The sequence below is a fragment of the Agromyces cerinus subsp. cerinus genome (assembly GCF_900142065.1).
GTDB lineage: Bacteria > Actinomycetota > Actinomycetes > Actinomycetales > Microbacteriaceae > Agromyces > Agromyces cerinus.
In genome coordinates this window covers 151,287-169,946 of record NZ_FSRJ01000002.1, presented here as the reverse complement: position 1 = coordinate 169,946, position 18,660 = coordinate 151,287, and the positions used below count along the sequence as shown (strand labels likewise).

General features: G+C 70.2%; 19 protein-coding genes. 6 read left to right on the top strand and 13 right to left on the bottom strand.

Annotation, left to right across the window (positions count from 1 at the left end; genetic code table 11):
* Window positions 1-274: 274 nt before the first annotated feature.
* Complete coding sequence (locus BUR99_RS06900) at window positions 275-2,995, bottom strand: discoidin domain-containing protein (RefSeq protein WP_084183753.1); 2,721 nt, start codon at window positions 2,993-2,995, stop codon at window positions 275-277.
* A gap of 228 nt (window positions 2,996-3,223) precedes the next feature.
* On the opposite strand from BUR99_RS06900, the gene BUR99_RS06895 reads away from it, so the two are divergent.
* The 3 genes from BUR99_RS06895 (at window position 3,224) to BUR99_RS06885 (ending at window position 5,833) form a co-directional block, all read left to right on the top strand.
* Complete coding sequence (locus BUR99_RS06895) at window positions 3,224-3,961, top strand: GntR family transcriptional regulator (RefSeq protein WP_074259663.1); 738 nt, start codon at window positions 3,224-3,226, stop codon at window positions 3,959-3,961.
* Entirely contained in the window at window positions 3,958-5,160 is a 1,203-nt protein-coding gene (locus tag BUR99_RS06890; RefSeq protein ID WP_084183751.1) for an alpha-D-ribose 1-methylphosphonate 5-triphosphate diphosphatase, read from the top strand. Before BUR99_RS06895 ends, BUR99_RS06890 begins: the two co-directional genes overlap by 4 nt.
* Before the next feature lie 127 nt (window positions 5,161-5,287).
* Complete coding sequence (locus tag BUR99_RS06885; RefSeq protein WP_074259662.1) at window positions 5,288-5,833, top strand: OsmC family protein; 546 nt, start codon at window positions 5,288-5,290, stop codon at window positions 5,831-5,833.
* 22 nt (window positions 5,834-5,855) lie between these two features.
* Here the strand turns inward: BUR99_RS06885 and BUR99_RS06880 are convergent, their stop codons facing one another.
* The 9 genes from BUR99_RS06880 to BUR99_RS06840 form a co-directional block, all read right to left on the bottom strand.
* Window positions 5,856-6,050 (bottom strand): hypothetical protein, encoded by a 195-nt coding sequence (locus tag BUR99_RS06880; protein ID WP_074259661.1) that lies wholly within the window; start codon window positions 6,048-6,050, stop codon window positions 5,856-5,858.
* Window positions 6,047-6,970 carry an SDR family NAD(P)-dependent oxidoreductase gene (locus BUR99_RS06875; protein ID WP_074259660.1) on the bottom strand — a complete coding sequence of 308 codons (924 nt, stop codon included), beginning with the start codon at window positions 6,968-6,970 and terminating at the stop codon, window positions 6,047-6,049. The genes BUR99_RS06880 and BUR99_RS06875 overlap by 4 nt, the downstream gene beginning before the upstream one ends.
* A 10-nt stretch (window positions 6,971-6,980) precedes the next feature.
* Window positions 6,981-7,319, bottom strand: a complete 339-nt coding sequence (locus BUR99_RS06870) for a chorismate mutase (protein ID WP_074259659.1) — start codon at window positions 7,317-7,319, stop codon at window positions 6,981-6,983.
* Window positions 7,320-7,486: 167 nt separating this feature from the next.
* Complete coding sequence (locus BUR99_RS06865; RefSeq protein WP_074259658.1) at window positions 7,487-8,803, bottom strand: FtsX-like permease family protein; 1,317 nt, start codon at window positions 8,801-8,803, stop codon at window positions 7,487-7,489.
* Window positions 8,800-9,501, bottom strand: coding sequence for an ABC transporter ATP-binding protein (locus BUR99_RS06860; protein WP_074259657.1), 702 nt, complete (start codon window positions 9,499-9,501; stop codon window positions 8,800-8,802). The genes BUR99_RS06865 and BUR99_RS06860 overlap by 4 nt, the downstream gene beginning before the upstream one ends.
* Before the next feature lie 164 nt (window positions 9,502-9,665).
* Window positions 9,666-10,436, bottom strand: a complete 771-nt coding sequence (locus tag BUR99_RS06855) for a hypothetical protein (RefSeq protein ID WP_074259656.1) — start codon at window positions 10,434-10,436, stop codon at window positions 9,666-9,668.
* The gene (locus tag BUR99_RS06850; protein WP_074259655.1) at window positions 10,433-11,338 is read right to left on the bottom strand and encodes an ABC transporter ATP-binding protein; all 906 of its coding nucleotides are present in this window, start codon (window positions 11,336-11,338) and stop codon (window positions 10,433-10,435) included. Before BUR99_RS06850 ends, BUR99_RS06855 begins: the two co-directional genes overlap by 4 nt.
* A complete protein-coding gene (locus tag BUR99_RS06845) occupies window positions 11,335-11,694 on the bottom strand; it encodes a GntR family transcriptional regulator (protein ID WP_074259654.1) in 360 nt (119 codons plus the stop codon). Before BUR99_RS06845 ends, BUR99_RS06850 begins: the two co-directional genes overlap by 4 nt.
* A 135-nt stretch (window positions 11,695-11,829) precedes the next feature.
* Window positions 11,830-12,759, bottom strand: coding sequence for a DMT family transporter (locus BUR99_RS06840; RefSeq protein WP_143231578.1), 930 nt, complete (start codon window positions 12,757-12,759; stop codon window positions 11,830-11,832).
* Between the two features lie 218 nt (window positions 12,760-12,977).
* Between BUR99_RS06840 and lpdA the strand changes: the two genes are divergently transcribed.
* Both lpdA and BUR99_RS06830 read left to right on the top strand, forming a co-directional pair.
* Window positions 12,978-14,378 carry a dihydrolipoyl dehydrogenase gene (gene lpdA, locus BUR99_RS06835; RefSeq protein WP_074259653.1) on the top strand — a complete coding sequence of 467 codons (1,401 nt, stop codon included), beginning with the start codon at window positions 12,978-12,980 and terminating at the stop codon, window positions 14,376-14,378.
* Window positions 14,379-14,591: 213 nt separating this feature from the next.
* A complete protein-coding gene (locus BUR99_RS06830) occupies window positions 14,592-15,233 on the top strand; it encodes a hypothetical protein (protein WP_074259652.1) in 642 nt (213 codons plus the stop codon).
* Between the two features lie 24 nt (window positions 15,234-15,257).
* Here the strand turns inward: BUR99_RS06830 and BUR99_RS06825 are convergent, their stop codons facing one another.
* Window positions 15,258-15,458: a hypothetical protein gene (locus BUR99_RS06825; protein WP_074259651.1), complete on the bottom strand. Its 201-nt coding sequence runs from the start codon at window positions 15,456-15,458 to the stop codon at window positions 15,258-15,260.
* A 6-nt stretch (window positions 15,459-15,464) separates the two neighbouring features.
* Between BUR99_RS06825 and BUR99_RS06820 the strand changes: the two genes are divergently transcribed.
* A complete protein-coding gene (locus tag BUR99_RS06820; protein ID WP_074259650.1) occupies window positions 15,465-16,463 on the top strand; it encodes a TIGR00341 family protein in 999 nt (332 codons plus the stop codon).
* A gap of 174 nt (window positions 16,464-16,637) precedes the next feature.
* Here BUR99_RS06820 and BUR99_RS06815 read toward each other — a convergent pair whose 3' ends face one another.
* A complete protein-coding gene (locus tag BUR99_RS06815) occupies window positions 16,638-18,251 on the bottom strand; it encodes a solute symporter family protein (RefSeq protein ID WP_074259649.1) in 1,614 nt (537 codons plus the stop codon).
* Window positions 18,251-18,625, bottom strand: a complete 375-nt coding sequence (locus BUR99_RS06810; protein ID WP_074259648.1) for a DUF485 domain-containing protein — start codon at window positions 18,623-18,625, stop codon at window positions 18,251-18,253. Before BUR99_RS06810 ends, BUR99_RS06815 begins: the two co-directional genes overlap by 1 nt.
* Between the last annotated feature and the right edge of the window lie 35 nt (window positions 18,626-18,660).

The window sequence follows — 18,660 nt, the reverse complement described above, 5'->3', positions numbered from 1 at the left end:
CTTTCGTGACCGCTGCGCCCGGTGCAGGCGCATGCTGTGTGTTCCGTTGCCTCAACGTAGGCAGCCGCCGCCAACGAGCGACGGCGACGTGGTTACCGGAAGATGAACCACAGGCGGCGGCTCTGCGCGCCTGTACGTGCAAGTGCTCGGTTCGTCGCGCGATCTCGGCGTGATGTTCACCGGAATGCCCCGGTGGGACACGGAAGGCCCCCGCGAGGCGCCGGACGCTCGTCCGACGGACCGCGGGGGCCCTGGTGGGTGCCGTCGCGCCGTGTCAGCGCGCGGTGTAGCCCGAGACCACACTGCGCGTCACCGTCTCACCGTCGACCGCGGCCGTGACCTCGGCGACGGCCACGCCGGCCTCGATGGCCTGCTGCCGCGTCATGAACGGGTGGAAGACGGTCTTGCCCGGCTTCACGTCGTCGAACTCGTGGATGCCGTAGGCGGTGATCACCTTCGCGTCGACCGGCACTGCGCCGCGGTTCTCCACGGCGACCGTGAGCATGACCCGCTTGCCGGCCATGCGGGACTCCGTCGTGACCGCCACGTCCGGCTGCTGCGCGGCGAGGCGCCCCATCGGCAGGAACTCGGCGCCACCGCCCCACTGCAGGCCGTTCTGGGAGCTCAGGCCGGTCAGCCGGATGTAGCGGCCGCTCGTCTCGGCGAAGTCCACCTGCTTCCAGCCGGCGCCCGCCGCGAACGACCCGGTCGCCACCGGGTCGCCCCACTCGACGTTGTCGCTCGACACGTGGATCTCGTAGTCCTTGAGATTGCCGTTGGTGGCGGGCAGGGGGCGCGGCAGGTAGCGGTAGCCGTCGAGCACGTGCTCGGACCCGAGGTCGATCGTGATCCAGTGCGGGAACGTCGGTGCGGGCGCGGCCGACCACGCACCGTGCCACAGCGTCGCCGGGTCGCCGTCGATCGCGTTGACCGCGGCCTCGGCGGGTGCCTCCTCGCTGGAGACCCCGGCGATCGAGAGTCGCGAGCGCGGCACCGCTCCCTCGAGGATCGTCGTCAGCGAGGTGCGGCGGACGATCGAGCCCGGCCCGTCGGCCGTGGTGAAGCTCGCCTCGGCGGTCACCGTGTGCGCTCCTTCCGCGGTGCCGGCCGGGGGCACGACGACCCAATCGATGGCGCGCGTCGCACCGTCGGCGAGCTCTGCGAACCGGGACTCGGTCGCGGCGAGGGCGTGCCAGCCGTCGGGAACCGCGAGCGAGACGGATGCCTCGGTCATCGGCGTGCCCGACTGGTTGGTGACGGTCGTGGTGACCGTGGTCGCCTCACCGGGGATCACCTCGGTCGCCGTGGACGAGAGCTTCAGGCGTGCGGGCAGCGCCGCGGCATCCTCACCGCCGACGAACTCCACCGACTTCGTCTGCGAGCGGTTGCCGTACATGTCGACGGCGGTCACGTCGACCACGTAGTTCGTGCCCGGCGTCAGGCCGACCACCGGGGCGTCGACCTGACGGCCGTTGCGGATCGCGAGCGGGATGTCGAGCACGCTCGGTCGCGGCGCGATCTGGAAGTCGGACAGCACCTTCGCGCCGGCACGGATCGGGAGGGCGAGCGCGCCGGTCGCGGCATCCTTCACCCGCACGTCGTAGCCGTAGACGGACTCGTCATCCGTCGCGGCGGGAACCCGCAGGACGTCGCGCCCCTCGACCACGAGGTGCTCGGGGGTGCCGTCGAACGTCGGGGCGACGGTGTCGCGCTCGGCTGAGGTGTAGTCGAAGTTCTCGCGCACCTCAGCGGCGGTGCCGCCATCGAGGCGGACCGTCCAGGTGGGCCCGGCGAGCGTGCCGGCGCTCGTGAACGGGGAGTCGGACTGGTAGTCGCCCCACACGCCGTTCGTATACGTGCGGTCCTCGTCGGCGGCGAAGTTGATGCGATCGATCTCGGTGCGGTCGGCATAGACCTCGACGTGGAGCGCCTGGGCGGTCGGAATCGTCATCTCCTCCCACAGTGCGTCGCCGTATCGCTGGTACACGTCGTGCGGCGTCTCCGTGTACGACATCGATCCGTCGTTCACGGCCGTGAAGGAGTCCTGCCAGATCGACCGCTCGTCGTTCAGGTTCAGGTGCGAGTGACCTGAGAAGAAGACGACCTGCGGGTGCAGGGCGAGGTCGGCTCGCAGTGCCGGGTTCGACGACTGGGCGCCGTCGAACACGGTGCTCGTGGTCGGGCGGTGACCGACGACGAAGACCGGGCGGTTGAGGGCACCGGGCTCGGCGGCGAGCGCGGCGAGGCGGCCCTGCAGCCAGGTGCGCTGCGCGCCCGAGTAGCTCTCGGTGTCGACCACGAGGAACGTCTGGTCGCCGAAGGTCTTCTCGGAGTAGCCGCCGGAGGCGTTGGGGAACCAGTCGCCGTAGTACCGGGCCATGTCGGCGTTGCCGACGTCGTGATTGCCGTGCGTCATCAGGATCGACGTGTCCTCGAGGCCGAGGCGGGCGATGTTCTCGTCGAAGATCGTCTTGACGACCTGGTGGTCTGCCGCGGTGTTCCAGTTGTTGTCGTTGATCTGGTCGCCGTTGGAGACGATCAGGTCGGGGTCCGGGTCGATCGACGCGAGCGTGTCGAAATGGCTCGCCCAGATGCCGCGGTTGACCTCGCTGAGGCTCGACGTGTGCACGTCGCTCATCACGAAGAACGACAGCAGCGGCTGCTCGTCGGTCTTGACGAGGTACCCCTCGATCTCCGCGGGCGACGCCTCCCCGTCGACGATGGCGATCGCCGCGAGGTTCGCGGTCTCGGTGATGGCGATCGGCTCGGTGTACTCCGGACTCGCCTCGGTCGGCGTCGATCCGTCGAGCGTGTAGCGGATCTCGGCTCCCTGCTCGGCAGTGAGTTCGACGGTGGTGGGGCCGGTGTACCGGCCGCCGGGCTGGCTGAACACCGGGGTCTCGGGCGGTCCATCGGCCTGTGCGGCGGCGGTGGGCACGGCCACCCCGGCCACGACCGCAAGCAGCGCGCATGCGCTGGCGATCCTCGTTCTCATCTCGACTCGCTTTCGTTCCGTGTGCGTTCTCCGCTCCGACGGGCGGAGCGGTCGTCGGCAAGTAGACCTGTGCCACGCACACGGCTCCGGGTGCGGGCGCGAAGATCCCGTGAACGGCTCGCGACGAGCGTCGTTCCCTGTCCGGACAACTGCAACGCGGCCGCGCGATCGGAGCGCGACGGCTGGGACTTCACCTGCAGTTCACCCGGCCGGGCGAGACTTCACCACATGCCAGAGACGAGGTTCCGTCACATCGCCGACCGGCTGGTCTCGGAGTACGCCGAACTGCCGCCGGGCACCAAGGTCGCCGGCGAGCACGAGATCGCCGAACGGTTCGGCGTCGGGCGTGCGGCGGCGCGAGCCGCGATGCAGGAGCTCCAGCGGCGCATGCTCGTGCGCCGGATCAAGGGCGGCGGCACCTACACGGCGAAGCGCATCGACTACATGATCTCGGCCGATCGGGCGCCGTCGTGGAGCCGCACCGTGCGCGATGCCGGCGCCGTGCCGCGCAGCGTCGTGCTGTCGTGCGACCCGCTCGACCTCCCGCACGACGTCGCGGTGCATCTCGGCCGGGCTCCGGACGAGGCCGGCTACCGGCTCAGGCGACGCTCCTTCACCGACGATCTGCCGGCCTCGTGGGGCGACGAGTGGGTGCCGGTCGACGTGCTGCCGCAGCTGCCGACGGCGATCCGACACGAGTCGTCGTTGCACGAGATCCTCCGGCAGATGGCGGGCGCCTCGCCCGAGCGGGCATCGTCGCGGGCGAGCATCGAGGTCGCCTCCGACGAGGTCGCCGAGGGCCTCGAATGCGCGACGGGCGACCCGGTCTGGCTCGTCGAGAGCGTCAACCGGGACGCCGCATCCGGGCGGCTGCTGTGCTTCACCCGCCGATGGATCCGCGCCGACGCGATGCGGGTCGTCTTCGAGCTCGGCGGGTCCGTCCCGTCGGCGGACGCACCCGGATGACCGCAACCACGACCGCCGCCCCGGTCACCAGAGCGGATGCCGCGGGCTGGCCCCTCGGCCGCCCGCCCGCCGACTACGTGCTGGGCCATGTGCGCGCGGTGCTGCCGGACCGGATCCTCGACGATGCCAGGATCGTCGTGCGCGCAGGGATCATCGAAGAGGTCGCCCCGCACCCGCCCGGCGGGGGCGCCGACCTCGACGGTGGAGACGCCATGTGCCTGCCCGGCCTCGTCGACGTGCACGGCGACGCGTTGGGCCGCGAACTGCGGCCTCGCCCCGGGGCATCGGTACCGGTCGGGTACGCGCTCGCCGCGGCGGAGGGCCGGCTGCGTGCTGCTGGAACGACGACCGCGTTCCAGGGCGTCGCGTTCCAGTCGCGCACCGCCGTCGGCCTGCCGATCGGGTCGCCGCCGGCCGAGGAGATCGCCGATGCCATCGAGGCGCTCGACGCGTCGGCGATGCGCATCCTGCACCGCGTCGACGTGCGCTGCGCGGCCGGCGTCGCGGCGCTCGAAGCGCGCGTCGCCGCGGCCGGCGACGCGGTGCTCGTCGTCTCGCACGAGGACCATACGCCCGGGCAGGGGCAGTACGCCGACCCGTCCACCATGCGGCGCTGGATGGTCGAGGGCGAGGGTATGACCCCCGACGAGGCCTCGGCGCACGTGGAGTGGTGGCGCGATTCACGCGACGAGCAGCGGGAGGTCGGCCGGCGCACGCTGGCACGGCTCGGTGGGCTCGCGCGCGCCGGACGCATCCGGCTGTTCGGTCACGACCCCGCCACTCGCGACGACGTCGACCAGCTCGTGGAGCGCGGCGGTGCGGTCGCGGAGTTCCCGACCACGTTCGACGCGGCGGCGCACGCGCGCCGGCGCGGCCTCCTGGTCGTCGCGGGCGCCCCGAACGCGATGCGCGGCGGATCGCACGCCGGCAACGTCTCGGCCGGCGAGCTGATCTCCGCGGGGCTCGTCGACGCACTCGCCTCGGACTACCTGCCCGACGCCCAGCTCGGTGCGGTCGTGCGGCTCGTTGCCGGCGGATCGTGCTCGCTGCCCGCGGCCGTCGGTCTCGTCACGAGCGGCCCAGCCGCCGCGGTCGGGCTGACCGATCGCGGTTCACTCGTGCCCGGGCTGCGCGCCGACCTCGTGCTCGCCGACCTCGACGGCACGTGGCCGCGCGTGCTCGCGACGCTGACCGCGTGAGTCGCGTCGGCGACAGCGGCAGCGGCAGCGGTCGCAGCGGCGCCCCACTCGTCCTCGTGTGACGATGCGTTGCGCCCGGTGACGCGGCTGCGAGCAGCCGACCTCCGCCGCCCCATATCGTTCGGGCATGACTCTCCTGGACGACACCGCCACGACCGCCTTCCCGCCCGCCGAACGCGCGGAGCGACTCGCCGCAGCCGGCGCTGCGTGGGCCGACCGCATCGAGCGCAACCCCGACGCCGCCCACCTCACGTACACCGTGACGGGCCGCGGCACCGGCGCCGTCGCGAGCGCGATCACCGCCGGCCGCCACCGCTTCGAGGTCGACGAACCCGCCGCCCTCGCCGGCGACGACGTCGCCGCGAGCCCGGTGGAGTACGCCCTCGGTGCGCTCATCTCCTGTCAGATCGTGGTCTACCGGCTGTACGCCGGCGCGCTCGGCATCCAGCTCGACGACATCGAGATCACGGCAGAGGGCGACCTCGACGCGCGCAAGCTGTTCGGCATCGACGAGTCCGTGCGTGCCGGTTTCAACCAGGTCCGTCTCACGGTGAAGCTCCACGGCCCCGAGAGCGACGAGCGCTACGAGACCCTCCGCGAGACCGTCGACGCGCACTGCCCGGTGCTCGACCTCTTCGCGAATCCGGTGCCGACGACCGTGGTGCTCGGCTGATCGCTCGCGAAGCGCCCTCGCGTCAGCGGCGGATGCGCCCCGGCCCCATCGCGGCGCCGAGGCCGACGACGATGATGCCCGAGAAGAGCCACCCGTAGCGGCCCGAGACGACGCCGATCACGGCGAGCACGATGCCGACGGCGACCACGACGCGCGAGAGGATGCGGCGCACCTTCGGCCGCGCGAAGAACCGCGGCTGCTCTGCCGGCTCGCTCATGCGCCCACGGTGAACGTCGTGCCCGTGGCGTCTTCGGCGAAGGCCCAGAAGCGGGCGCCGATCGCGGCATCCGTCGACGTGCGCGTCGGAGTGTGCAGGACGGGCTCGCCCTTCGTCGTCCACCGTGGTCCCCAGAACTGACCGCCCTCGACGCCGGTGGCGGTGAGCGCGTGCAGCGGCACCTCGGCGCCGCGATGCTTGCCCTGCGCCCACGCTGCCTGCAGCGCGTCGCGGAACCGCTTCGCGGTCGACGGCTCGTTGACCCCGGGCACGCGCGGCGTCCTGCCGCCCGTCGAGTAGCCCGGGTGGGCGACGATGCTCGAGATGGAAGCATCCACCGCCCGAAGCCGCCGGTCGAGCTCGAAGGCGAACACCTGCGTCGCGATCTTCGACTGCGCGTAGGCGCGCCACGAGTCGTAGCCGCGCTCGAGCTGCTGCAGATCGTCGATGCGGAACGTCGAGAGCCGGCTCGACAACGAGCCGAGCGTGACGATGCGCGCGCCCGGCGCGAGGTGCCCCAGCAGCTGCGCGAGCAGCGCGAAGTGGCCGAGCACGTTCGTCGCGAGCACGAGTTCGTTGCCGTCGGGCGACTCCAGCCGGGTGCTCGGCGTGTGCACCATGCCCGCGTTGGCCACCACGCCGTCGAACGGCGGGCGGTGCAGCAGGCGCGCGGTACCGGCGCGCACCGAGTCGAGCGAGGCGACGTCGATGACCAGCGGTTCGACGGATGCCTCGGGGCGCGCGCCGCGGATCGCGGCCATCGCCGCCTCGAGCCGCTCAGGGCTGCGCCCGACGAGCACGACGTGCGCGCCCGCGCCGGCGAGCCGAGCCGCCGTGAAGAATCCGATTCCGGCGTTCGCGCCGGTCACGAGGTAGCGCTTGCCCGCCTGCGACGGAACGGCCGCCGGGTACCAGCTCACAGCCCGGAGCTCACAGCTCGTCGGAGGTGCCCGAAGCCGCGCCGTTGGCGAGCTCTTCGTGGTGCTGGATCACTTCGGCGACGACGAAGTTGAACCACTTCTCGGCGAACGCCGGGTCGAGGTGCGCGTCGATCGCGAGGTTCCGGAGCCGGGCGATCTGACGTCGCTCACGGTCGGGGTCGCTCGGCGGCAGTCCGTGCGTGGCCTTCAGCCGGCCGACCTGCTGGGTGAACTTGAAGCGTTCGGCGAGCAGGTGGATGAGGGCCGCGTCGATGTTGTCGATGCTGGATCGGATGCCGAGCAGCTCGCTCATGGCAGCATCACGTTCGTCGAAGGACCCGTCACTCATGCTTCGAGCGTACCTGCAGCCCCGCCTGCGGGTTGAGCCCGTCGAAACCCCTGCGGGTTGAGCCTGTCGAACCCCCCTGCGGGTTGAGCCTGTCGAAACCCATCCCGGGTTTCGACAGGCTCAACCCGCACAGGCTCAACCCGCACAGGCCTCAGCCCGCACAGGTCTCAGCCCGCCGCCGCCCGCTCGAGCATGGGCTTCGTCGCGAGCAGCCCGAGCCACACGACCCCGATGCCGGCTGCGAGCACGCCGGCGATGACCGCGAGCGAGAGCGGCGCGACGATGATCGCCGCGCCCGTGAGCGGCAGCATCACGATCGCCGCGGTCACCGCCGACCCGATCGCGGTGATGCGCAGCGGCGACATGACCGCTCGGCGACGCGCCGAGTCCATGGTCGGCGTCGGCATGCCGAGCATGTCGAGCGAGCGGTAGAGCTCGCCGCGATCGAGGATGCCGGCGGCCTGGTTCACGCCGACCGAGGAGGCCACCATGAGGAACGAGCCGATGACCGTGATGAGGATCCCGGTGCGGATGTCGTCGAACAGCTGCATCGACTCCACGTCGCCTGCTTCGCCGAACGAGCCGAGCAGCGCGATGCCGGTGCCCGCGAACACGGCCATGAAGCTCGTCATCGCGACGCCCGAGACCTGACGCCAGGCCGCCTTCGGCGACTCGAGCACCGAACGGGCCGCGAGGAGCCGCGCCGGCGTCTTCGCCCGTCGCGCCTGCGACTGCGCGACGAGGCGGATGACCCACGGGCCGATGAGGTTCAGCACGGCGATGGTGCCCCCGAACGCGAGCCCGAGCATCGCGAAGATGACCAGCATCGAACCGGCCACCTGCAGCACGCTCATCATGAGGAACGCGATCGCGATGACCGCGACGCCGATGACGATGCGCAGCCAGTGCAGCTTCGGGGCGTCCTGTTTCGTGCGCACGCCGAGCGGCGAGATGACGACCTGGCGGAGGCCGAGCACGGCGCTCGCCGCAGCGAGCAGCACGACGCCTGCGAACACCGCGGCGAGCGCGGGCAGTCCGAGCAGCACGCCGTCGACACCGAGCGGCTCGCCCCGGAACGGGATGAGCGCGACGAGCGGCACGAGCAGGAAGTACAGCACCACGCCCGCAATGGCACCTGCCGCTGCGAGCACGACCGACTCGAGCACGGCGAGCGCCGACACGGTCGCGGGAGTGGCGCCGAGCAGCCGCAGGGTCGCGAGCCGGTCGTCGCGCCGCCGGGCCGAGAGACGGGCGGCGGCACCGCCGAGCGAGGCGAGCGGCACCACGAGCAGCACGAGGGCGATGACCGCGAGCGCCTGGTAGGTCACGCCGATGTCGTCGCTCCAGGTCCAGAACGACTGGGCGCCGCCGAGCACGACGAGGAGCAGCGCGGTGACGATCGCGAAGGCCGTGACGGGCAGGAGGCTCGCCGCGGCACCGGAGGTGCCGGGCCTGGCGAGCAGCCACGCGACGCGGGCGATCATGCGGCGACCCCGGGCACGCGCTCGCCCACGATGCGGCCGTCGCGCATGTCGACGATGCGGGAGCAGCGGCCCGCGACATCCGCGTCGTGCGTGACGACCACGAGGGTGCGTCCCTGACCGGTGGTCGAGTCGAGCAGTGCCTGCATGACCTCGGCGGAGGTGGCGGAGTCGAGCGCACCGGTCGGCTCGTCGGCGAAGACGACGGATGCCCCGGTGACCTGTGCCCGCGCGATCGCGACGCGCTGCGCCTGGCCGCCCGAGAGCTGGCCGATGCGGCGGTCCTCCATGCCGGCGAGACCGAGGGCCGCGAGCCATCCGCGGCCGTACTCCTCGGCGCGGGCACGCGGCATGCCGTTCAGCATGAGCGCGAGCGCGACGTTCTCGACCGCGGTGAGCTCGGGGATCAGCAGCCCCTGCTGGAAGACGAAGCCGTACGCCTCCCTGCGCAGCCGCGAGCGCTCGCGCTCGCTGAGCGACGTGACCTCGACGCGCCCTGCGCCCGACTGGAAGTCGACCGTGCCCGCGTCGGGACGGGTGATGCCCGCGAGGCAGTGCAGCAGGGTCGTCTTGCCCGAGCCGGAGGCGCCCATGATGGCGATCGCCTCCCCGGTGCGCACCTGGAGGTCGACGCCCGCGAGGGCGTGCGTCTGGCCGAACGACTTGCTGAGGCCGGATGCCTCGATCACGAAGGAACTCATACCCCCGAGCCTGCCGGGGCGGGCCGGGGCGGCGCGTCGGTCGCGGGCCGTATTCACGCACCGGCGCCGTCATCCTCGCGGATGACGGCGCGCTCGAGGCGAACGGGTGCGGCGCGGCATCCGACCCCCACCGGATGCCGCGCCGCGGCTGATGACCCGCTCGATCAGCGGGGCGTCGCCCGCCGGATGACGAAGTAGCCGACGATCGCGGAGACCACCGCGAGCCCCAGCACCACGCTGAAGACGCCGGCGATGCCGATCGTGCCGAACCAGGCGAACAGTGACGGCCACGAACCGGTCAGGGTGACCCCGGTGATCGCGGCGAGCAGCAGGGCGATCGCGGTGAACAGCAGGATCATCATGCCGCGCATGCGCCAGCGCATGTAGACGGTCGTGACGCTCGCACCGATGAAGAGCACGAGGAGCTGCAACGCGAAGCTCGTGTAGAAGTCGAGGAACCAGTTCTGGCCGTACCAGAGCGCGTCGAACATGTGCGCGCCGAGCCCCCAGCCGTCGGTGGCGATCTCGATCTGCACGAGCGTCGCGATCGCGGCCGCGTACATGATCGACACGAGCAGGAACATGACGCTCGTGCCCACCCAGAAGTCGCGACGCGTCGTGCCGAAGCCGAGCGCGAACGAGAAGGTGAATCCGATCGCCTGCACGCCCACCACGACGAGGTACCACTGGGGCGAGAGCACCGCCCAGCTGTAGCGCATGTTGTCGAGGTCTTCGGTGGTCACGTCGCCGCCGGAACCCGCCCGGATGATGAGCGTGATGATGAGCGAGATCGCCCACGCGGCGCCGATGATCATCCACGGGATACCGAAGAAGATCGACGGGTTGACGGCGTGCAGGCGCACGATGCGCCAGATCTCGTGGGCCCGTGAACGGGCCTCGGTGCGCACGACGGGTGCGGTCGCGACGGCGGTCATGCTGCGTTCTCCTGTTCGGTCGAACCGGCGAGGTCGGTGCCGGTCAAGTGGACGATGAGCTGCTGGAGCGAGACGGGCGCGAGCTCGAGGCCGAGCTCGGCCGCCTGGATGCGGTCGCGCTGGTCGAGACGGCCGTCGATCGTCACGGATGCCAGTCCGCCGAGGCCTTCCCGCCCGATGACGGGCCGGTCGGCGACGAACGCTTCGACGGTGTTCCGCGGGCCGGCGATGGTGGTCGCCGAGCCGCGCACCTCGTCGGCGTCGCGGTCGAGGAGGATCCGCCCCTGGTCGATGAGGATCACGTGTTCGAGCAGGTTCGCGACTTCGTCGATCAGGTGAGTCGAGAGCACGACGGTGCGGGGGTGCGCGACGTAGTCCTCGAGCAGGCGGTCGTAGAAGATGTGCCGGGCGACCGCGTCGAGTCCGAGGTAGGGCTCGTCGAAGAACGTCAGCGGCGCGCGGCTCGCGAGACCCACGATGACGCCGACGGCCGAGAGCTGACCGCGCGAGAGCTTCTTGATGCGGCGCTTCATCGGGAGGCGGAAGTCGCTGACGAGCTGCTCGGCGAACGCGGCATCCCAGTTCTCGAAGAACCACGGGGCCGATTTGAAGACGTGCGCCGGTGTGAAGTCCTCGGGGTAGCGCTGCGACTCGGCGATGAAGCACATGCGACGCAGCACGTCGGCGTGCTCGGCGGGCTCGCGGCCGAAGACCTCGAGACGCCCGGCGCTCGCGAAGAGCTGGCCCGTGAGCAGCTGCATGATCGTCGTCTTGCCCGCGCCGTTCCGCCCGAGCAGGCCGTAGATGCGATTCTCCTCGAGGGAGAAGTCGACCGCGTCGACGGCCGTGAACGAGCCGTAGCGCTTCGTGAGGCCGGTGGCGCGCACCACTGTGCCGGTCATGATTGGATCCTTTCCGCGCGGAGCATGCCCGCGAGTTCGTCGATGTCGATGCCGAGCTTCTCGGCCTCGATGATGAGTGGTCTGAGGAATTCGGCGGCGAAGCCCGCTCGCCGGCGTTCGACGAGCCGTTCACGGGCGCCGATCGTCACGAACATGCCGATGCCCCTTCGCTTCTCCACGATGCCGTCGTCGACAAGGCGGGTCACCCCTTTCAGTGCTGTGGCCGGGTTGACGCGCAGGAATGCGGCGAACTCGTTCGTCGAGGGGATCTGGCCGCCTTCTGGCAGCGACCCGTCGATGATGTCGTTCTCGATCTGTTCTGCGATCTGGATGAAGATCGGACGCGATTCGTCCATGCCCGCCCTTTGCTGCGTCGAACCTTGGTTGGTTCATTACTTGTGTAACTAACCAACCATGCTCGCGTGCGCCTGTCAACCCCTTCGCCGGATCACAGCGGAGGAGCGAGAGCGCCGGAGCGGGTCAGGCGCCAGTCAGGCGGCGGCGATGCCCCGGCGCGGAAGGCGCAGACGGCCCTGCGCGAGCAGGATGCCGAGGAGCACGAGCGCCGCGCCGATCGGCTCGTGCCACGAGAAGCGCTCGCCGAGCAGCAGCACCCCGAGTGCGACGCCGACCACCGGAGTGACGTAGGTGACCGTCGACGCGTTCGTGGGGCCCCAGGCGCGCAGCACGTTGATGTTCCAGATATAGGCGAGCCCGGTGCCGAGCACGCCGAGGGCGACCAGCGAGCCGACGATCGCGAGATCGAGTTCGACCGGCTGCCACGCGATCACCGGGGTCAGCACGAGCATGATCGCGCCCGCGATGCCGATGTTGAGGAACGCGAACGTCGCCGGGGCGATCGGCCGCGTGCTCAGGAATTTGCGCGTGTAGCCGAAGGTGAACCCGTAGCAGACGGCCGCGCCGAGGCAGGCGAGCTGACCGAGCAGGCTCCCGGTGAGCGCGGCGTACTGCCACGGCCCGATGATCACGACGACGCCCGCGATGCCGACGAGCACTCCTGCCCACTGCGCCGCGGCGAGCTTCTCGACGCGGAACGCGAGGGTGGCCATGAGCGCCGTCGTGATGGGGGTGACGGCGTTGTAGATCGAGGCGAGGCTCGACGAGACGTGGAGTTCGGCCCACGCGAAGAGCATGTGGGGCACGACGCATCCGCTGATCGCGATGACCGTGAAGTGCAGCCACACGATCGGCTGGCGCGGCAGCACCGGGCCGCGCTCCCCCGTGGGCGACGTGACCCGCGGGCGCATGACGAGCACGATGACCCCGAGTGTGAGCCCGCCGAGCACGAGCCGCGACCACGCGACCTGGGTGAAGCCCACACCCTCGAGGGCGACCTTCATGAAGAGGAAGCTGGCGCCCCAGACCACGCCCATGCCGAGGAACTGCAGCCACGTCGACAGCCGGTTCGGCTGCGACGGTGCGGATGCCGCGGCGACGGCGTTCGGTGCGGTGCTGGTGCTCACCGGTCGAGCGTACGCCCGGCCACTGACGGCCCGACACCGCTGCCGGGGTGCATGTCCGGAATCCGCCGAAGCTCGGCAGTCGAGGCATCCGCTGCATGGCGTTCGGCCTCGATTCCCCGGTGCATCGTCGCCCTCGCGACCATAGTCTGGAGACCATGACCAGCCATTTCGATGTCGTCGTCCTCGGCGCCGGTCCCGGCGGCTACGTCGCCGCGGTGCGCGCCGCCCAACTCGGTCTCAGCGTCGCGGTGATCGAGGAGAAGTACTGGGGTGGTGTGTGCCTCAACGTCGGGTGCATCCCATCGAAGGCGCTGCTGCGCAACGCCGAGCTCGCCCACATCTTCCACGACCAGGCCGCCACGTTCGGCATCTCGGGCGACGCGCACTTCGACTTCGGCGTCGCGTTCGACCGCAGCCGCCAGGTGTCGGAGAAGCACGTCAAGGGCGTGCACTTCCTCATGAAGAAGAACGGCATCACCGAGTTCGACGGGCGGGGCTCGTTCACCGGCCCGAACTCGATCGACGTCGCGAAGTCCGACGGCACGACCGAGCAGGTCACGTTCGCCAACGCGATCATCGCGACCGGTTCGCGCGTGCGCCTGCTGCCCGGCGTGCAGTTGTCGCAGAACGTCGTCACGTACGAGACGCAGATCCTCACGCGCGACCTGCCGCGCTCGATCGCGATCGTGGGCGCCGGGGCCATCGGCATGGAGTTCGCCTACGTGCTGCGCAACTACGGCGTCACGGTCACCGTCATCGAGTTCCTCGACCGGGCACTGCCCAACGAAGACGTCGAGGTCTCGAAGGAGATCACCCGCCAGTACCGCAACCTCGGCGTGCCGATCCTCACCTCGACGAAGGTCGAGTCGGTCGTCGACAACGGCGCATCCGTCACCGTCTCGTACACGGCCGCCGACGGGCAGCCGGGTTCACTCGACGTCGACCGCGCGCTCATCTCGGTGGGCTTCGCGCCGAACGTCGAGGGCTTCGGCCTCGAGGCGGCCGGCGTCGCCCTCACCGAGCGCGGCGCGATCGGCATCGACGAGCGCATGCGCACGAACGTGCCGCACATCTACGCCATCGGCGACGTCACCGCGAAGCTCATGCTCGCACACGTGGCCGAGGCTCAGGGCGTCGTGGCCGCCGAGACCATCGGCGACGCCGAGACCATGGAACTCGGCGACTACCGAATGATGCCGCGCGCCACGTTCTGCTCGCCGCAGGTCGCCTCGTTCGGGCTGACCGAGCAGCAGGCCCGTGATGAGGGCTATGACGTGGTCGTGTCGAAGTTCCCGTTCAGCGCCAACGGCAAGGCCAACGGCCTCGGCGAGCCCATCGGCTTCGTGAAGCTCGTCGCCGACGCGAAGCACCTCGAACTCCTCGGCGGGCACCTGATCGGGCCCGACGTCTCCGAACTGCTGCCCGAGCTCACCCTCGCGCAGAAGTGGGATCTCGGCGCGCTCGAGCTGGCTCGCAACGTGCACACCCACCCCACCCTGTCGGAGGCGCTGCAGGAGACCTTCCACGGCCTCGCGGGGCACATGATCAACATGTAGGAGTTCGCAGTGAGTGCCGTGATCAGTACAGCGAAGGCATGCCCGATGCCGCGAGGAAGGCTGTCGATGACGAGGGCTGTGTGAAGCACGAGTCGTTCTGATACAACTGTCAACACACTCGAAGCCGCGTTGAGAGGGTTTCCACACTCGGTCTTGCATCGGGTGAGTCCGTATCGCTCTGCCCTGGAGCCCCGAACGAAAGAAGCACGAGTGATGAGGTACGTCACGGCCTACCGCAAGGGCGCCATCGCCGTCGCGGCGGGCTTCCTGCTCGTCGGCCTCGCCGCGACCTCAGCGGCAGCCGAAGAGCTGCCCGAGACCCCCGCTGACTACGAACCGGTCATCGTGATCGATCGGACCGGCTTCGTCGCCGGCGCATGGGGTGACGGATTCGATGTCGCCGGTTCCGGCTTCATCCCGAACAGTTCCGGATACGTCGTGTACGGCAGGATCACGCCGGAAACGGTCAGCTCCCCGGCTGAGGTGTTCGAGACCGATGACAACGGGATGTTCCAGATCCATGTCGACCCGTCGGAGCCCGCGACGGCAGACAGCCCCGATCAGACCGCGTTCGTCGTGCGAGCACAGCAGCCCGGGCCCGGATTCTTCGTGAGGTCGGACTGGCTCACGCTGACCATCGCGGCGCCGGCGGAGACCGAAGCACCGACGGAACCCGCAGAGGTGCCGCCCGCAGAGGTGCCGCCCGCAGAGGCGGTCACCGCGCCGGCCTCCGAGACGGGGAATCAACTCGCCGAGACCGGCTTCGACGGAACGATCGGCATCGCTGCGCTCGCGCTCGTCGCATCGGGCGCCGCCGTGATGTTGCGGCGAAGGACCGCACCCGCACCGCGCTGAGCGGTCGAGGAGCGGCACTCCAGTTCACGTCCCGAGTGCGGCCATACGCGTCGCGACGAATGCGGCGTACGGCAGATCGAGCGTCGCCCGCAGCTCTCCACGCGCAGTGGCGATGCCGGAGACGTTCCACGGCCTCGCGGGGCGCGTGATCAGCAGGTGATCGGATGCCGCGGCGCCGCGGCACGGCGTTGCGCCGCGGCATCCGCTCGGTTCGACTGAGATCATCAGCGCATGTCGTCAGTGGCAGGCCTGCTCATTCCGGCGAACCGGCGCAACCCGGCGGTGGAGCTGCTCGACCAGCTCGACCTCGACCACGGCGACGTGCGCGCCAAGCGCACCGGCTTCGTGATCATGCTCCTGCTGTCGGCGGTCATCGCGATCGCGGGCATCATCGGGGACTCCACCGCCACCGTCATCGGGGCCATGATCATCGCCCCGCTCTCGACGCCGATCCTCGGGGTCGCCGCGGGCATCGTGACCGGGCGGGCTTCGCTCGTCGGCCGTTCGGTGCTCTGGCTCGTCGGCGGCATGGTGGCCGTCGTCGTGCTCGGCATGCTGCTCTCGTACACCCTGCCCGATCCCCAGCAGCTCACGACGAACCCGCAGGTCACGAGCCGCACCGCACCGACCCTCATGGACCTGCTCGCGGCATTCGCGACGGGCCTCGCCGGGGCGTTCGCGATGTGCCGGCGCGACCTCAGCAACATCCTGCCGGGCGTCGCGATCTCGATCTCGCTCGTGCCGCCGCTCGGCGTGGTCGGGGTCAGCCTCGGCCAGGGCCAGTTCGACGCGGCCTTCGGCGCCTCGATGCTGTTCCTCTCGAACGTCGTCGCGCTCATCATCGCCGGGTCGCTCGTCTTCACCCTCGCCGGCTACCCGCGCGACCCCGAGGCCGTCGTCGACGCGAACCGCCGTCGCGCGTACACGATCGTCGGCGTGCTCACCGCGGTGGTCGCGATCCCGCTCGTCGTGAACTCGCTCATCATCGCGTTCGTCGCCTCGTGGACCGTGACCCTGCACTCCGTCACGAACGACTGGCTCGACGGCACGAAGGGCGCCTCGATCACGGGCGTCAGCTGGAACGGGCTGCAGGCCACGGTCGGGGTCGAGAGCCCGGGCGGCGAACTGCCGCCGCTCGAGACGTACCAGGACGATCTCGCCGGCAAGCTGCCGTCGTACGTCTCGGTGAGCCTCGACGTGCAGTCGGGCAGCCAGGTCGAGGTGCGCTGAGCAGCACGTCGACGGCCGGCCGCGCGGCCGGGCCCACGAACGACAAGGGCGGATGCCGCAGCGTGCTGCTGCGGCATCCGCCTCTTCACTCGACGACACGGCACGGGCAGGCATTCCCGCCGCGTCGAAGTGGGTTCCCGGCGACGAGTGGGACTTCTCGCCGCCGGGAGGTGCTCAGTGCTGCGTCGCCTTCTCGGCTCCGACGCCGGTGAGCGAGCGCACCTCCATCTCGGACTGCTTCGCGGGGTCCTCCTTCTTCTTGTCGAGCACCGTGCCGAGCCAGCCCAGGAAGAAGGCCAGCGGGATCGAGACGATGCCGGGGTTCGAGAGCGGGAAGATCGCGAAGTCGATCGACTCGGACTTCAGCATCGAGGTCTCGGAGCCCGAGACGACCGGCGAGAAGATGATGAGGATGATCGCCGACGCGAGGCCGCCGTACATGCTCCAGAGGGCGCCCTGCGTGGTGAAGCGCTTCCAGAACAGCGAGTAGACGATCGTCGGCAGGTTCGCGGATGCCGCGACCGCGAACGCGAGCGCCACGAGGAACGCCACGTTCTGGCCGTTGGCCCCGATGCCGCCGATGATCGCCACGATGCCGATGATGACGACGGTGCGACGGGCCACCTTGACCTCGGCGCCCGGTGCCGGCTTGCCCTTCTTCACGACGCTCGCATAGATGTCGTGGGCGAAGGAGGCCGCCGCCGTGATCGTGAGGCCGGCGACCACCGCGAGGATCGTCGCGAACGCGATCGCCGAGATCAGGCCGAGGAGGAGCGGCCCGCCGAGTTCGAACGCGAGCAGCGGGGCCGCCGAGTTCGGGCCGCCGGGTGCTGCCGCGATGACGTCGGCGCCGACGAGGGCCGCCGCGCCGTAGCCGAGCACGAGCGTGAACACGTAGAAGATGCCGATGAGCCAGATCGCCCAGACGACCGACTTGCGGGCCTCCTTCGCGGTGGGCACCGTGTAGAAGCGCATGAGCACGTGCGGCAGGGCCGCGGTGCCGAGCACGAGTGCGAGGCCGAGCGAGAGGAAGTCGACCTTCGCGATCTCGGAGACCCCGTACTTCAGGCCCGGGTTCAGGATCTCGGGGTTGCCCGTCGCGGCGACCGCGTTGTCGAGCAGGGTCGAGAAGTTGAAGCCGTTGATCGCGAGCACCCAGACCGTCATCACGCCGGCGCCCGCGATGAGCAGGATCGCCTTGATGATCTGCACCCAGGTCGTGCCCTTCATGCCGCCGATGAGCACGTAGAGGATCATGAGCGCACCGACCACCGTGATGACGAGCGCCTGGCCGAGCTGGTCGCCCACGCCGAGCAGGAGCGAGACGAGACCGCCGGCTCCGGCCATCTGGGCGAGCAGGTAGAAGAAGCAGACGACGAGCGTCGTGGTGGCCGCTGCGATGCGCACCGGCTTCTGCTTCAACCGGAACGAGAGCACATCGGCCATCGTGAACTTGCCCGTGTTGCGCAGCAGCTCGGCGACGAGCAGCAGGGCCACGAGCCACGCCACGAGGAACCCGATCGAGTAGAGGAACCCGTCGTATCCCGTGATCGCGATGGCGCCGACGATGCCGAGGAACGACGCCGCCGAGAGGTAGTCGCCGGCGATGGCCGAGCCGTTCTGACCGCCCGTGAACGAGCGGCCGGCGGCGTAGTAGTCGGCGGCGGTCTTGTTGTTGCGGCTCGCGCGGAACACGATGATCATCGTGATCGCAACGAAGGCGCCGAAGATGGCGATGTTCAGCCAGGGCTCGCCGGGCGAGGCGCTCGCGGCTTCGAAGTGCAGCATCAGCGGGTCGCCTCCTCTGCCGTGAACGTCGCGCCGGTCTCGATCTCATCGCGGATCTCCTCGGCGATGGGGTCGAGCTCCTTGTTGGCGTAGCGCACGTACCAGGTGGTCACGGCGAAGGTCGTCACGACCTGGGCGAGGCCCAGCAGGATGGCGACGTTGACGCTGCCGAACACGGGCGTCGACATGAAGTCGTGCGCGTAGCCGGCCAGCAGCACGTAGGCGAAGTACCAGACGAGGCACGCGGCCAGCACGGGGAAGACGAACCTCCGGTGCCTCGAACGCAGTCGCTGGAACTCTTCGGATTGTTGCACCGCGCGGTAGTCGACGGGTGGGGCCGTCTCGGTCTCCGCGCTCAGGGCGTCGTTGCCCATGGCGAGTCTCCTTCAGGGGGTCGTGCCGGGCTCTG